The sequence below is a fragment of the Arthrobacter antioxidans genome (assembly GCF_023100725.1).
In the GTDB taxonomy this organism is placed as follows: domain Bacteria; phylum Actinomycetota; class Actinomycetes; order Actinomycetales; family Micrococcaceae; genus Arthrobacter_D; species Arthrobacter_D antioxidans.
Genome location: NZ_CP095501.1, coordinates 2,683,497 through 2,697,353, shown reverse-complemented (window position 1 = coordinate 2,697,353; position 13,857 = coordinate 2,683,497). Strand labels below are relative to the sequence as shown.

Genomic DNA, 13,857 nt, shown 5'->3' with positions numbered 1-13,857 from the left:
TGGAGGCTCCTGAGGCGCAGAAACCCTACGCGTCTGTGTACTCGGTGAAACCCGACGGGCGTGTGCGGAAAGAGCGACTCTGGGCTCCGTACCGCCCTCCGTCCGCGTGAGCCTTCACCCGGAGGCAGGGGCTGTGGCAGGACGACAGTGCTCCGATACTCGCTGTCGTGGCCGTGGTTGGATGAATCATGGGGAACAGAGGAAAAGCGCTCATACGCACGAGCGTCACCGTGTCCGCAGTCCTGTTGCTGGCAGCGTGTACCGGTGACACCGGAGAGGCGGAACGCGACAAGCCGTCGGCTGTCGTCAGCGAATCGACACCCGCAGCCGCGGAGCCTCTGGACCGCTTGACCAACCGTCTGGTCGGCCTCACGGACCTGCAAGGACGACCGCTGTACATCGTGCCGGAGGCTCCGACGCGCAGCCATCTGGAGGCGCTGACGAAGCAGCCACTCTTCGAGCGGGTGTACACGCCCGCAGACTGCGCACCGGACGAGGCATTCACTCCGCCACCCGCTGGGCTCGAGGGTGTGCTGGGGCGCAGCAACCTCAGCGACGACCACTCCAGACTGGGGGTGGAGATCTACACCGCGCCGGATGAAGCAGAACTGGTCGACTACTTCATCGGCGCCGACCCGAAGCCTTTGGTGAGGTGCACGGATTTCGATGTGACGGTCGGCGACGTCAGGCAGGGATTTTCCTACACCCGCGTCGATGCACCGCCTATCGCCCCGCATTCCCAGGTGACCCAGTACAGCGTCGCGCAGGACGGCTCGACCACCCACCACCTGAGGGTGACGGCAGTCGACGGCCTCCTCGCGGCATCGGTCATTCTCTCCACCGTTGAGCCTGCAGGCGAGGGGACGACCGACAGAATTATGCGTCTCACCCAACAAGCTGTCAGTTGATCTGAATCGACCCCCGTCAGCGAATTCTCCGCCGGGCCGTCCGGGCCGAGAACCGAATGCTGAATCGTTCGGTTCGGTTCAGCATCACGGTATCTTCGCTTCGCAGTAATTCAGCCGATCGGTTACCTGGAGGAGGTGATGGTGGGTCGGGCGACAAGCAGGCCGATGATGCAGGCCACCGACGTCACCAGTAACGCAGCGAAGCCGAGCATCATCAATCCGAAGGCGCCGATGTCGCCATACGAGGCTTCCACGGAGCCGAAGTAGATCAGGTATATCCCGTTGGCGACGAGCAGGGGTAGTGCCGCGATAGCGAGAAGGACGGCGCCGAGCGTCCGGAGGTCCGGGCGGCAGCGCGTCAGCCGTCCGACCAGCACGAACGCACCGGGGATCGTGATGCACAGGACCGCGGAAGCGGTATGAGCAGCGGCGAACAGTGACGGGTAGCCGGGTCCCGAGTAGTGCCAGAGGTGCGCCGCGAGGAACGACAGCATCAGTGCTGCCAGGCCGGGGGCGAGGCGGTGGTAAGCGGTCACGATACCGGTGACTTACGAGGTCGGGGCGCGTACTCGTTCCTGCGCAGCGACATGATCGCCTGCGCACCGAGGACGACTGCCGCGATGGCCGAGATGCACGAACCCAGGATCAGATACCGGATGTCAGCGGTAGGGAATGAGATCACCGTGACCAGGGCGAGAACGATACTGCCGATGCCCTGAGTCACTGCGTCGCGTTCCGAGGCGCGCGTTCGTGGTCGTGCCTGTCCGTTCGTCCCCGGTGTCATGCCCGTGAGCCCAGAGCGAGATGCCAATCCGTATGCACTGTCCGGCTTTCGTGGGCGACGAATGCCCCGCATCTGGTGCAGGTCAGCTGGGCGCCACGCTCGGCCTTCCGGTACTGATCGAACACCGGCGCCGGCTCAAGTCCCAGGTACTGCTGAATCTTCGTGAAGAACCCCATGGATCGATTCTGCCAGCGGATCACGATCTGCCCGGCCCCATCAGGTCTGTGCACCCTACGGAGTCGGAGCGGCTGTCGGACTCCTCGCATTACAGTCAGGATCGGCAAACTTCTCGAGACGTGGGTGAGTACTCGATGCTCTCGGCTCGAGGCACGGTCGTCAGGACGCCTATCTCTGCATGAGTAGAGCCATGCATTGCGTGAAAGAGTGGCGCCGGACCGGTACCACCGGGCATCCAGTGGAATCCCGGGCGTCATGGCGTTCGTGACCTGTATCAGAAAGGTAGATGGGGTGGGTTCATCGGTGATCGTGGTGGGCTCACTCACCGGCACAATCGGCCGGGCTCACCTTTCACCGTGATGCTGGAAACAGGCAGGTTGTATGCGCGCCATTTCGGGGACGACGACCTCGAAGAGTTTGCAGCACTCTGCGCGGATCCTGATGTCATGCGGTATGTCGGCGACGGCTCGACGCTGACACGGGCAGAAGTTGCCCAGTGGATCGATGTGTGCCAGGAGAAGTACGCGAGCCGTGGTTATGGCACGTCGGCGATCTTCGAGAAAGTGAGTGGCAACTTCATCGGTTACTGCGGGGTCGTGAGGGCTCCCGGGCGATCCTTCGATGAACTGGTGTATGTACTCCGACGAGAATCATGGGGAGTCGGGTACGCCACCGAGATCGGCCGAGCGATGCTCGCCTATGTCTTCAGCATCTCCGACCTCGACTCCATCTCGGCAACCATCGACGCCGATAACGAGCCGTCCAGACACGTGGCAACCAAACTCGGAATGACTGAAGAATCCACGTCCGATGCCGCAGTGAGCTACTGGTCCATCCGAGCCCCGAGAGATGAGGAACCGGCGACGCTGCGCACTCGCAAAGGGCGACCCACGTAAGTCGATAGGGCCCGCGATCGGCATACATTGCATGCATGCCCCTTCCGCAGGCGACGGACCACCTACGATTCCGTGAAATGACGGGGTCCGACCTCGACGACATGGCCGCGCTTCTCGGTGACCCTGATGTGATGCGTTTCTATGCCGCCCCCAAATCGCGAGAAGAAGCCCTGCGGTGGATCGAGTGGAACCAGCGGAACTACGCCGTGCACGGGTTCGGGTTATGGGTCATGGAGACTCACGACAACGAATTCGTGGGAGATTGCGGTCTGACCTTCCAGGAGGTCGACGGGTCTCAGAAGCTCGAGATCGGGTACCACGTGCGTTCCACGATGCAGGGCAACGGATGGGCGACCGAAGCAGCCGCGGCATGCCGCGATTTCGCACGAGAATACGTACGAAGTGCCGAACTCATTGCCATCACTCATCCTGACAACAAGGCTTCTCAGCGGGTGGCGGAGAAGATCGGGATGCATCGTAGCGACGAAGATCGTGGCGGAAGCAATGCCATCCGAACAATTTTCACCATGGCTCTGTGAATTCTCCGCTTCATCTTCCCGGAGAATCTCCTGGCCGCACCTGGCGTGGCGGATGCGCAGGCCCCGCGGCATGCCGCGGGGAGGGCGAGCCTGCTGCACGAGCTGTCCCGGCGGGCGACCAAGCAATCGACACCGACCATGACGAGTGGGTCATGCCCGACCGGACGTAGGGCCCCTGACGCATTACTCACCGGGCACCGGTGGCGGGTGAGTCCTCTGCCCAACCGGTGAGGGCGAACAACGTCGCGGCGACCCCTGCGGGCGTGAGTCCGTCCGTATCGATCCTTCGGACGCAGGTCGGGGCTTCCCCATCGAGCCGATCGGCCATGGCTCCACTGCGCGCGAGAGTGGCGGGGTCGACTGCGCCGTGATTCCGCCGCGCCAATCGCGAGCCGGTGTGACTGTCACTGCTACGCAGCAGGACAGCCGTCACGAGCGGGCTGTCTCCCATCGCGGTGACCAGGCCGGGCAGGGAGAGGACAGCCGCCGTGTTCGTGTAGATCAGCCGACGGTAGCCGAGCGACCGATAGGCGGACCACATGGCGGCCAGGTTCCGCTCGGCGAGCTCGGCTTCGGGGAAGGCCAGATGCGGTGCCGGATGAGCGAGGTCGAGGTAATCACCCTCGATGACCGCGTGATGGAGCTCCTCACCGATGAGTCGTTCGTGGAGGGCCAGCGCGGCGGTGGACTTGCCGACACCTGAGCGGCCGCTGATGAAGAGGACGTGGGAGCGCATCTGCTCCACTCTTCTGGCTGGAACCAGGGACGCGCAAGAGGTATTTGGCGGAGGGTCCTCCACAGGGCGCTGTCCTCCACGCCCAGCTGACTCGGGAGCCCCGAGGTCCGCGGCTTCCCCGGGCGGAATGGGAACGCCGTCACCACATCCGGCTGGTGGTCTCCGCTACGAAGCCACGCCCGTCCGAAAACCAGTGGATCGTGGGGCTGTTGCGCGCCGTCGGCGTCGTGAGCTCGGCGAACAGGTCGGCGTTGAAACGGTTGTTGAGCTCGGGGGAGCTGAGCACGGTGTCGCGCGTGATGACGAACACCGGCCCCTTCAGGCCCTTGCTCTGGATGGACAGGTGTACCTCGACGTGCTCGTCGAGGCGCGCCTTGAGGGCTCCGATCGCCGCCTGGACATTCGCGTCGTCGTCCCAGACCGCCGCGTGCTTGTCCACGAACAGCCAAGCCATGGTGCTCCTCGTCCGTACCGCGTGCCAGATCCCGGGTACCGTCCGGTCCGCGCCCGCCGGGCGTCGGTCCTGCGGTCCTCGTCCAAGCAAAGCACCGGGTCCGACGCGTTATCAAGCACCGACCGGTGGGCGCCCTGCGGGTCGACGGCGCCACCGGGCCGGGGACGCCCGGATCCACAGGTCGCTGGGGAACCGCTGGGGACTACCTGTGAACCTTTGGTTGCAGCTCGGTAACAACACCTAACTGGCCCCTCGACGGGATACCTGTTAGTAACAATGTCCACTTAGGCTTTTGCTCACGTGAGAAGCGTCACCCCCTGGGGGTGACGTGCCGGCTGTCATGCAACACCGCCTGAAGCCGCAACCACACTACGAAAGAGGAGGCGGAATGCGTTTCGGACGTACTTCCAAAGCTGTGGGAGTGGCTGCAGTCGCAGCGCTCGCATTGAGCGCCTGCGCTGCCAACACGGGAACTGAAACCACCGAAGAGGGCACCGAGGGCGAAGCAACCGGCGGGAATATCCGCGTCGTCGAAGTCAATGCCTTCAGCTCGTTCAACTCGAGCACCTCCGAAGGCAATGTGGACATCAACGGAAAGATCGCCTACGCGACCCACTCCGGTTTCGTCTACATCAACAACGACCTCGAGGTTGTGATGAACGAGGACTTCGGCACCATGGAGGTCCTCTCCGAGGATCCCCTGAGCGTCAAGTACACCGTCAACGAAGGCGTCAACTGGTCCGATGGCGAACCGGTCGACGGCGGAGACCTCCTGGCAGCGTGGGCGATCGAGTCCGGCTACTTCAACGACGCCAAGACCGACGACGCCGGTGAGGTCGTCTCCGGCACCACGTACTTCGACTACGCGGGCGACACCGGCGGCCTCGGGCTCACCGAGCTCCCGGAGATCGGCGAGGACGGCCGGTCCATCACCCTCAACTACTCCGAGCCCTTCGCCGACTACGAGGTGGCCTTCGGCCTGATGAGCGAGGGCGGCATCGACACACCCGCCCACGTCCTCGCCGAGAAGGCCGGCCTGGCCGACGAGGATGCGCTGATCGAGCTCATCAACACGACGCCCGCCGGCGATCCGGAGTCTCCCGTGGAGCGTCCCGAGATCCAGGCGGTGGCGGACTTCTGGAACACGGGCTTCGACACCAAGTCGCTGCCCACCGACCCCTCGCTCTTCCTCTCCAACGGCCCGTTCATCGCCTCGGCCATCACACCGGACCAGTCGATGACGCTGACCCGCAACGAGGACTACGACTGGGGTCCCATCCCGAAGGTCGACGAGATCACCGTCCGCTACATCGGTGAACCCCCCGCCCAGGTGCAGGCACTGCAGAACGGCGAGGTGGACATCATCGCCCCGCAGGCGTCGGCCGACACGGTCGAGCAGCTCGAGGGCCTCGAGGGTGTCACGGTGGAGCAGGGCAACCAGCTCTCCTACGACCACCTGGACCTCAACTTCAGTGGCGTGTTCGAGGACGAGAACGTCCGCGAGGCGTTCATGAAGACCGTCCCGCGCCAGCAGCTCGTGGACACGATCGTCAAGAAGATCAACCCCGACGCCGAGCCGCTCGATTCGCAGCTGTTCCTCACGGACCAGGAGCCCTACGAGGAGACCGCCGCGAACAACGGGTCGGAAGCCTACGCGGAGGTCGACATCGAGGGCGCGAAGGAACTCCTTGCCGGAGCGACGCCCGAGGTCCGCATCATGTACAACCGCGACAACCCGAACCGCCTCAACTCGTACACGCTGATCGCCGAGTCCGCCGCCCAGGCCGGCTTCAAGATCGTCGACGGCGGCCTCGGATCCTCGGACTGGGGAGCCGCGCTCGGCAACGGGACCTATGACGCCACCATCTTCGGCTGGATCAACTCGGGCGTCGGCGTCTCCGGCGTTCCGCAGATCTTCAAGACCGCCAACGGCTCCAACTTCAACGGGTTCTCGAGCCCCGAGGCCGACGCGCTGATGGACGAGCTCATCGTGACCACGGATCCGGACGAGCAGGACAGGATCCAGATCGAGATCGACAAGCTGATCTGGGACTCGAAGTACGGACTGCCGCTCTTCCAGGTGCCCGGCGTCGACGCCTACAGCGACAACGTCACCGGCATCGAGTACATGCCCAACCAGACCGGTGTCTGGTGGAACTTCTGGGACTGGCAGGTCGTCCAGTAGTTCCGGTGACGGAACACGCTCGATCGTAGAAGGCGCCGGGACGGGGGACCCACCCGCCCCGGCGCCTTCTTCCGTGTCGCTGAACTACACTCTGCGTTAACCCGGGAACCCCCTACCCGATCCAATCTTGAGGCCTGAAACCCATGGTGACCTACATCGTTCGGCGTCTGGTGACTGCCGTCCTCATCCTGTTCGGTGCATCGTTCGTCGTGTATCAGCTCACCGCCCTGTCCGGCGATCCGCTCGAGGATCTGCGGGCGAGCAACGCCCCGAACAGGGATCAGCTCATCCAGGCGCGCACCGAGCTCCTCGACCTGAATACCCCGGCACCTCTGCGCTATTTCGGGTGGCTCGCCGGGGCCGCGAAGTGCATCATCCCCTTCGCCGCCACCTGCGACCTCGGGACCAGCATCCAGGGTGAGGCCGTCACCACCTCGCTCAGCCGAGCGATGGGCAACACCATCACGCTCGTCACGACCGCCACGATCCTCGCGATCATCATCGGGATTTCCCTCGGGATCATTACGGCGCTGCGCCAGTACAGCGGCCTCGACTACGGCGTGACCTTCATGTCCTTCCTGTTCTTCTCCCTCCCGATCTTCTGGCTCGCCGTCCTGCTCAAGGAATTCGGTGCCATCGGCTTCAACAACTTCCTCGCCGATCCCGACATACCGCCCACCACCGTCGCCGTCGTCGCCATCGCGAGCGGGTTGATCTGGGCGCTGTTCGCCAGCACGTCGTGGAAGCGGAAGGCGATCGCCTTCGTCCTCGGCGCCGTTGTTGCCGCGGCCCTGCTCTTCCTCCTCGACCTCGTGGGCTGGTTCGCCGAGCCCGGGCTCGGACCGATCATCATCCTCCTCACCGGTGTCGGCATCGCCTTCGGGATCGTCGTGCTCACCGCGGGCCTCCGGAACCGCAAGGCCCTGTACTCCTCGCTGATCATGGTGGTCCTGGGCCTCGTCGCCTACTACGCCGTCAACCCGGTCCTCAACGCCGCGACCGTCTGGATGATCATCATCCTCGCGATCATCACCGTCCTCGTCGGTTTGGGCGTCGGCTATGCCATGGGCGGGTACGACCGCAGCCAGAGCATGCGTGCGGCAGCGCTCACCGGCCTGCTCATGGGCTTCCTCATCGTGGTGGACCGCTTCATGGTCACCTGGCCGTCCTACGTGAGCAATCCGCGGGTCCGCGGCAGGCCGATCGCCACGGTCGGCGCGGAGACGCCCGGGCTGGACGGGACGTTCTGGGTCAACGGCCTGGACACCTTCACGCACCTCCTGCTGCCCACCCTCGCACTTCTGCTCGCATCCCTCGCCAGCTACAGCCGCTACTCTCGCGCGTCGATGCTGGAGATCATGAACATGGACTACATCCGCACGGCCCGGGCCAAGGGCCTCAGCGAGCGGACCGTCGTCATGCGGCACGCGTTCCGCAACGCGCTGATCCCGCTCGCGACCCTCGTTGCCTTCGACATCGGCGCACTGATCGGCGGCGCCATCATCACCGAACAGGTGTTCGCCTTCTCCGGCATGGGCCAGCTCTTCGTGCAGGCGCTCGACCGCACGGACCCCGATCCCATCATGGGCTTCTTCCTGGTGGCCGGCATCCTGGCGCTGGTCTTCAACCTCGTCGCCGACATCGCGTACTCGGTCCTCGATCCTCGCGTAAGGGTAAAAGCATGAGCATCCAGACTCCCTCCGACCTCCCCAGCGCCGAGGCGGCCACCGTCACCGGGCCGGAGCGCCCGGCGGTCGACCCCGAGGCGAAGGGCCTGTCGCAGGGCCAGATCGTCCGGAAGAAGTTCTTCGACAACACCGCGGCGATCATCAGCCTCGTCGTGTTCGCCGCCGTCTTCCTCCTCGCGTTCACGTCCGTCGGGTTCGCGGGCATCCCCGGGTGGTGGAAGTACAACCACACCGAGTTCCTCCCCCTGCTCAACGGAGGCGCCCCGACCGTCACGGGCCCCTTCAGCTGGGGGGATCACCCGTTCGGCCAGGACTCGATCGGCCGCGACTACTTCGCCATGACGATGCGCGGCACCCAGAACTCGATCATCATCATGATTATCATCGGCACCCTGGCCAGCCTCGTCGGAGTCATCATCGGCGCCTGCTCCGGGTACTTCCGAGGCTGGCCCGAAGCCGTGCTGATGCGCTTCACGGATGTCATCATCATCATCCCCGTAGTCCTCGCCGCCGCGACCCTCGGCGAGGGGGTCACCCGACTTGTCGGACCTGGCGCACAGATCTGGCTCCTGGGGCTGTTCCTCGGACTGGTGCTCTGGACCGGCCTGGCACGGCTGGTCCGCGGTGAGTTCCTGACCCTGCGCGAGCGCGAGTTCGTCGACGCCGCGAAGATCGCCGGCGCCTCGAACACCCGGATCATCTTCAAGCACATCCTGCCGAACGCCGTGGGCGTCATCATCGTGAACACCACCCTGCTGATGTCCTCGGCCATCCTGCTCGAGACCGCGCTCAGCTACATCGGCTTCGGCGTGAAGGCGCCGGACGTCTCCCTGGGCCTCATCATCAGCCAGAACCAGGAGGCGTTCCAGACGCGGCCGTGGCTGTTCTGGTTCCCCGGCCTGTTCATCGTGCTGATCTGCCTGTGCATCAACTTCATCGGCGACGGCCTCCGCGACGCCTTCGATCCGCGGCAGAAGAAGTTCAGCGCGAGCCGGGCCAAGGAATCAAAGAAGCCCGCAGCCGCGTGAACAGGAGCCTAGGAGCCCAGGGCCGGCGCAACCGCGCCGGCCGCCACCAGCAGGAGCGCGCCGGCGATGCAGGGCCAGTTCCAGCGGCGGCGGACACCCGCCGGGTCGTCGACGTCGATCCGGCCGCTCTCCACGAGGTCCTGCCAGCGTGTGCGCACCTCGTACGCGGCGTACCCCGAGTCGGTGTTCGTCATGTCGCCCGGGCGGACGGAGCCGCCGGGACCATAGCTCGTGGAGGGCAGGTTCCTGATGTGCTCGGGTTTGCCCGCGTGGGTACCCCACACCCCGGGAGCCGGCGCCGCCCAGGCGGTGTACGCGCCCGACGGCGTGACGAGCTTCAGTGCGTACTTGGTGTCGACGTCGATCAGCGCGGACCAGGGGACCCTGATGGTCGCCAGGGGGTTGCGCAGGGTGACGGCGTCCTCGGCGAACGCCACCGTCGGGTACCAGAACAGCCACCAGCCGGCGTAGGCGACGCCGACCAGCGGCCAGCCGGTGAGCAGACCGGCGGCACCCTGCTCGACGATCACGGTCGCCAGCCCACCAAGAGCGACCACCACGGCCACACCCGTGAACCAGACACTGGTGCGCGGCCTGAACACGGTGGCCCCGGCCACCCTCGAGCTCTTCATGGCTCAATGATCCCAGCACGGCCGCCGCTCGCGGCAATCCAGGAGGGGCCGCGATCCCGCGGCGCCTCCATCACGAAGGAGGACCCCTCATGAGTACCCAGGTCATCGGCGGCACGGGAGACACCGGAGCGGACCTGCCGGCAGCCCAGGGTCCCGTGCTCGAGGTCAGGAACCTCAGCGTGGACTTCGGCGTCGACAAGAAGTGGGTCCCCGCGGCCATCGACCTCAACTACGAGGTGAGGGCCGGCGAGGTGCTCGCCATCGTGGGTGAGTCCGGTTCCGGCAAGAGTGCGAGCTCCATGTCGCTGCTCGGGCTGCTGCCCTCGAACAGCCGCGTCACGGGCGAGGTGCTCCTCAACGGCAAGTCCGTGCTGACCATGTCACCGGCCAAACTGCGGCAGATCCGCGGCAACGACGTCGCCGTCATCTTCCAGGAACCCATGACGGCCCTGAACCCCGTCTACACCGTCGGATTCCAGATCGTCGAGACGCTGCGCCTGCACAACGAGATCTCGCCCGACGAGGCGAAGCAGCGCGCACTGCGCCTCCTGCAGATGGTCGAACTGCCGGATCCGGACAAGGCGTTCCGGTCCTACCCCCACCAGCTCTCCGGCGGCCAGCGCCAGCGCGCCATGATCGCCCAGTCGCTGTCCTGCGACCCCAAGCTCCTCATCGCCGACGAACCCACCACGGCCCTCGACGTGACGGTGCAGGCCGAGATCCTCGACCTCATGCGCAACCTGAGGACCCAGCTCAACAGCGCGATCGTCCTGATCACCCACGACATGGGCGTGGTCGCGGACCTCGCCGACCGCATCGCGGTGATGCGCCAGGGCCGCATCGTGGAGACCGGCACGGCGGAGCAGATCTTCAGGAACCCGCAGCACGAGTACACCAGGGCGCTCCTCGCCGCCGTGCCCCACCTCGGGCAAGGGGACGGGCACGACGACGTCGACGTCACCGCGGCGCTCGCGGCGGCGACCCGCACGGAACTGCAGACGGTGGACCACGACGAGCTCGAGCGGCGCGAGCGGGACGTGCTCGCCCAGCTCGCCGACGCCGAGCACGAGGTGGCCGCGCACGGGACGCCCGGCGTGGCGCCGGTCCTCGAGCTGATCGACGTCGCCATCGAGTACCCGAAGCAGGGGCGCGTCCCCGCGTTCCGCGCCGTCGAGGGTGCCAACCTGACGGTGTACCCCGGGCAGGTCATCGGCCTCGTCGGGGAGTCGGGCTCGGGGAAGACGACGATCGGGCGGGCCGCCGTCGGGCTGCTGCCCGTCGCTGCGGGATCCCTGAAGGTCGTCGGCACGGACGTCTCGGGGTTCCGACCCACCTCCAAAGAGCTCGCCAAGGTCCGCCGCCACGTGGGCATGGTGTTCCAGGACCCGTCGTCGTCGCTGAACCCCCGGCTGCCCATCGGGGAGAGCATCGGCGAGCCGATGTACCTGGCGGGCGAGGCGAAGGGCGGCGAGCTGCAGAAACGCATCGAGGCGCTCCTCGACCAGGTGGAGCTGCCGCGCTCCTACCGGAACCGGTATCCGCACGAACTCTCGGGGGGCCAGAAGCAGCGGGTGGGCATCGCCCGGGCGCTCTCGCTCAAGCCGAAGCTCATGGTCGCGGACGAGCCGACGTCGGCCCTCGACGTCTCCGTGCAGGCCAAGGTCCTGGAACTGTTCCAGAGCCTGCAGCGCGAGCTCGGCTTCGCCTGCCTGTTCGTCACCCACGACCTGGCGGTCGTCGATGTGCTCGCGGACTACATCTGCGTGATGCAGCGCGGCCGGATCGTGGAACAGGGCTCCCGGGACCAGATCCTGCGCAACCCCCAGGACCCGTACACGCAGCGGCTGCTGGCGGCGGTCCCGCTGCCCGATCCCGAGAAGCAGCGGGAACGCCGGGAGCTCCGCGCCAAGCTGCTGGCGGTCACCGACTGACCGACGGATCGACCCGCCGCTCCGCCTGCGGCCCGAAGCCCGTCCTGCCTCCGCAGGGCGGGCTTCTCCGTGCATGCGGAGGGGTGTCGGCGGGCGTCCACCCCTCCTGATGTTCAGAGAAGCAACAGAACGGGCATATGATTTCTCGGTGTGAGTTGGCTCTCGCGCTCTGCGGGGGCCACTGAACCGGCCGAATCCGGGCCGGTACGACCCAATCATTAGGAGGCGGAATGCGTTTCACGCGCACTTCCAAGATGCTCAGCGTCGCGGCCCTGGCTGCCCTGTCGCTCAGCGCATGCGGCGGCGGAGACACCGAATCCGGCGCCGAGGGTGGCAACACCGAAGCCGTGATCGTGGTGGACGGCTCCGAGCCCCAGAACCCGCTGATCCCCACCAGCACCAACGAGGTGGGTGGCGGAGCGATCCTCGATCTCGTCTTCGCGGGCCTCGTCAGCTACGACGCCGACGGCAAGCCCCAGAACGAGATGGCCGAGTCCATCGAGACCGAGGACGCCCAGAACTACACGATCACGCTCAAGGAAGGCAAGACGTTCACCAACGGCGATCCGGTCACCGCGAGCTCCTTCGTCGACGCCTGGAACTACGGTGCCGCCGCGAAGAACGCCCAGCTCTCGAGCTACTTCTTCGAGAGCATCGAGGGCTACGACGAGGCCAGCGCCGAGGGCTCCACCGTGGAGACCATGAGCGGACTGAAGGTCGTGGACGACCGCACGTTCACCGTCGCGCTGTCCCAGCCGGAATCCGACTGGCCGCTGCGCCTGGGCTACAGCGCCTTCTACCCGGTGCCGGCCGCCGCCCTCGAGGATCCGGCTGCGTTCGGTGAGAACCCGATCGGCAACGGACCCTACAAGTTCGCCTCCGAGGGTGCCTGGCAGCACAACCAGCAGATCGAACTCGTGCCGAACGACGAGTACGAGGGCCCGCAGGCCGCCCAGAACGGCGGCGTGACGTTCAAGATCTACCAGAACGACACGACGGCCTACCAGGACCTGATCTCGGACAACCTGGACGTCCTGAAGACCATCCCGACGAGCGACATCAAGAACTTCGAGAGCGATCTCGGGGAGCGTGCCATCGAGTCGCCGTACGCGGGCAACCAGACCATCGCCGTGCCGTACTACCTCCCGAACTGGGAGGGCGAGGCCGGCAAGCTGCGCCGCCAGGCGCTGTCGATGGCGATCAACCGTGACGAGATCACCGACGTCATCTTCAACGGTGGCCGCGAACCGGCGAAGGACTTCACAGCCCCCGTCCTGGAGGGCTTCAGCGAGGATCTGCCGGGCAGCGAGCACCTCGAGTACAACCCGGAGGAAGCCAAGAAGCTCTGGGCCGACGCCGAGAAGATCTCGCCCTACGACGAGTCGGAGCCCCTGACCCTCGGCTACAACGCTGACAAGGGAGACCACAAGACGTGGGTCGAGGCCGTGGTGAACAACATCAAGAACAACCTCGGCATCGAGGTCGCGGGCAAGCCCTACGCGACCTTCAAGGAAGCCCGCACCGAGGCGACGGACGAGACCCTCACCGGTGCGCTCCGCTCCGGCTGGCAGGCCGACTACCCGTCGCTGTACAACTTCCTCGGACCCATCTACGCCACCGGCGCCGGGTCCAACGACGCCCGCTACAGCAACCCCGAGTTCGACCAGCAGCTGACCGAAGGACTCGCCGCCGGCTCCGTCGAGGAGGGCAACGAGGCCATGAACAAGGCCCAGGAACAGCTCCTGGAGGATCTCCCGGCCATCCCGCTGTGGTACCAGGTCGCCCAGGGCGGCTGGAGCAACAACGTGGACAACGTCGAGTTCGGCTGGAACGGCGTCCCGCTCTACTACGCCATCACCGGCAAGTAACCCGTCACGGTCTCGGGGCCTGCCCGGCACA

General features: G+C 65.8%; 12 protein-coding genes. 8 read left to right on the top strand and 4 right to left on the bottom strand.

Annotated features, from left to right (window positions below; all coding sequences use genetic code 11):
* Positions 1–188: 188 nt before the first annotated feature.
* Positions 189–908: a hypothetical protein gene (locus MWM45_RS12330; RefSeq protein WP_247826696.1), complete on the top strand. Its 720-nt coding sequence runs from the start codon at positions 189–191 to the stop codon at positions 906–908.
* A 122-nt stretch (positions 909–1,030) separates the two neighbouring features.
* On the opposite strand, the gene MWM45_RS12325 is transcribed toward MWM45_RS12330, so the two are convergent.
* A complete protein-coding gene (locus tag MWM45_RS12325) occupies positions 1,031–1,444 on the bottom strand; it encodes a hypothetical protein (RefSeq protein ID WP_247826695.1) in 414 nt (137 codons plus the stop codon).
* 784 nt (positions 1,445–2,228) lie between these two features.
* Here MWM45_RS12325 and MWM45_RS12320 point away from each other — a divergent pair.
* On the top strand, positions 2,229–2,765 hold the full coding sequence (locus MWM45_RS12320) for a GNAT family N-acetyltransferase (protein ID WP_247829224.1): 537 nt from the start codon (positions 2,229–2,231) through the stop codon (positions 2,763–2,765).
* 35 nt (positions 2,766–2,800) lie between these two features.
* Positions 2,801–3,304, top strand: coding sequence for a GNAT family N-acetyltransferase (locus MWM45_RS12315; protein WP_247826694.1), 504 nt, complete (start codon positions 2,801–2,803; stop codon positions 3,302–3,304).
* A 187-nt stretch (positions 3,305–3,491) separates the two neighbouring features.
* On the opposite strand, the gene MWM45_RS12310 is transcribed toward MWM45_RS12315, so the two are convergent.
* Both MWM45_RS12310 and MWM45_RS12305 read right to left on the bottom strand, forming a co-directional pair.
* On the bottom strand, positions 3,492–4,040 hold the full coding sequence (locus MWM45_RS12310) for an ATPase (RefSeq protein ID WP_247826693.1): 549 nt from the start codon (positions 4,038–4,040) through the stop codon (positions 3,492–3,494).
* Positions 4,041–4,179: 139 nt separating this feature from the next.
* Entirely contained in the window at positions 4,180–4,494 is a 315-nt protein-coding gene (locus tag MWM45_RS12305; RefSeq protein WP_043440949.1) for a hypothetical protein, read from the bottom strand.
* Between the two features lie 421 nt (positions 4,495–4,915).
* Between MWM45_RS12305 and MWM45_RS12300 the strand changes: the two genes are divergently transcribed.
* From MWM45_RS12300 to MWM45_RS12290, 3 genes are all read left to right on the top strand, one after another.
* Positions 4,916–6,679 (top strand): ABC transporter family substrate-binding protein, encoded by a 1,764-nt coding sequence (locus MWM45_RS12300; RefSeq protein ID WP_336296665.1) that lies wholly within the window; start codon positions 4,916–4,918, stop codon positions 6,677–6,679.
* A gap of 143 nt (positions 6,680–6,822) precedes the next feature.
* Entirely contained in the window at positions 6,823–8,364 is a 1,542-nt protein-coding gene (locus tag MWM45_RS12295) for an ABC transporter permease (protein ID WP_247826691.1), read from the top strand.
* Entirely contained in the window at positions 8,361–9,395 is a 1,035-nt protein-coding gene (locus MWM45_RS12290; protein WP_247826690.1) for an ABC transporter permease, read from the top strand. Before MWM45_RS12295 ends, MWM45_RS12290 begins: the two co-directional genes overlap by 4 nt.
* 8 nt (positions 9,396–9,403) lie before the next feature.
* On the opposite strand, the gene MWM45_RS12285 is transcribed toward MWM45_RS12290, so the two are convergent.
* Positions 9,404–10,027 (bottom strand): PH domain-containing protein, encoded by a 624-nt coding sequence (locus MWM45_RS12285; RefSeq protein ID WP_247826689.1) that lies wholly within the window; start codon positions 10,025–10,027, stop codon positions 9,404–9,406.
* A gap of 89 nt (positions 10,028–10,116) precedes the next feature.
* On the opposite strand from MWM45_RS12285, the gene MWM45_RS12280 reads away from it, so the two are divergent.
* Both MWM45_RS12280 and MWM45_RS12275 read left to right on the top strand, forming a co-directional pair.
* Positions 10,117–11,958, top strand: a complete 1,842-nt coding sequence (locus MWM45_RS12280) for an ABC transporter ATP-binding protein (RefSeq protein ID WP_247826688.1) — start codon at positions 10,117–10,119, stop codon at positions 11,956–11,958.
* A gap of 230 nt (positions 11,959–12,188) precedes the next feature.
* The gene (locus MWM45_RS12275) at positions 12,189–13,826 is read left to right on the top strand and encodes a peptide ABC transporter substrate-binding protein (RefSeq protein WP_247826687.1); all 1,638 of its coding nucleotides are present in this window, start codon (positions 12,189–12,191) and stop codon (positions 13,824–13,826) included.
* The last annotated feature ends 31 nt before the right edge of the window (positions 13,827–13,857 follow it).

Bases quoted from the DNA above. Each gene is read 5' to 3' on its own strand.
- MWM45_RS12275 (WP_247826687.1), top strand. From the start codon at position 12,189: ATGCGTTTCACGCGCACTTCCAAGATGCTCAGCGTCGCGGCCCTGGCT.
- MWM45_RS12320 (WP_247829224.1), top strand. From the start codon at position 2,229: ATGCTGGAAACAGGCAGGTTGTATGCGCGCCATTTCGGGGACGACGAC.
- MWM45_RS12315 (WP_247826694.1), top strand. From the start codon at position 2,801: ATGCCCCTTCCGCAGGCGACGGACCACCTACGATTCCGTGAAATGACG.
- MWM45_RS12285 (WP_247826689.1), bottom strand. From the start codon at position 10,027: ATGAAGAGCTCGAGGGTGGCCGGGGCCACCGTGTTCAGGCCGCGCACC.
- MWM45_RS12305 (WP_043440949.1), bottom strand. From the start codon at position 4,494: ATGGCTTGGCTGTTCGTGGACAAGCACGCGGCGGTCTGGGACGACGAC.
- MWM45_RS12295 (WP_247826691.1), top strand. From the start codon at position 6,823: ATGGTGACCTACATCGTTCGGCGTCTGGTGACTGCCGTCCTCATCCTG.
- MWM45_RS12280 (WP_247826688.1), top strand. From the start codon at position 10,117: ATGAGTACCCAGGTCATCGGCGGCACGGGAGACACCGGAGCGGACCTG.
- MWM45_RS12290 (WP_247826690.1), top strand. From the start codon at position 8,361: ATGAGCATCCAGACTCCCTCCGACCTCCCCAGCGCCGAGGCGGCCACC.
- MWM45_RS12330 (WP_247826696.1), top strand. From the start codon at position 189: ATGGGGAACAGAGGAAAAGCGCTCATACGCACGAGCGTCACCGTGTCC.
- MWM45_RS12310 (WP_247826693.1), bottom strand. From the start codon at position 4,040: ATGCGCTCCCACGTCCTCTTCATCAGCGGCCGCTCAGGTGTCGGCAAG.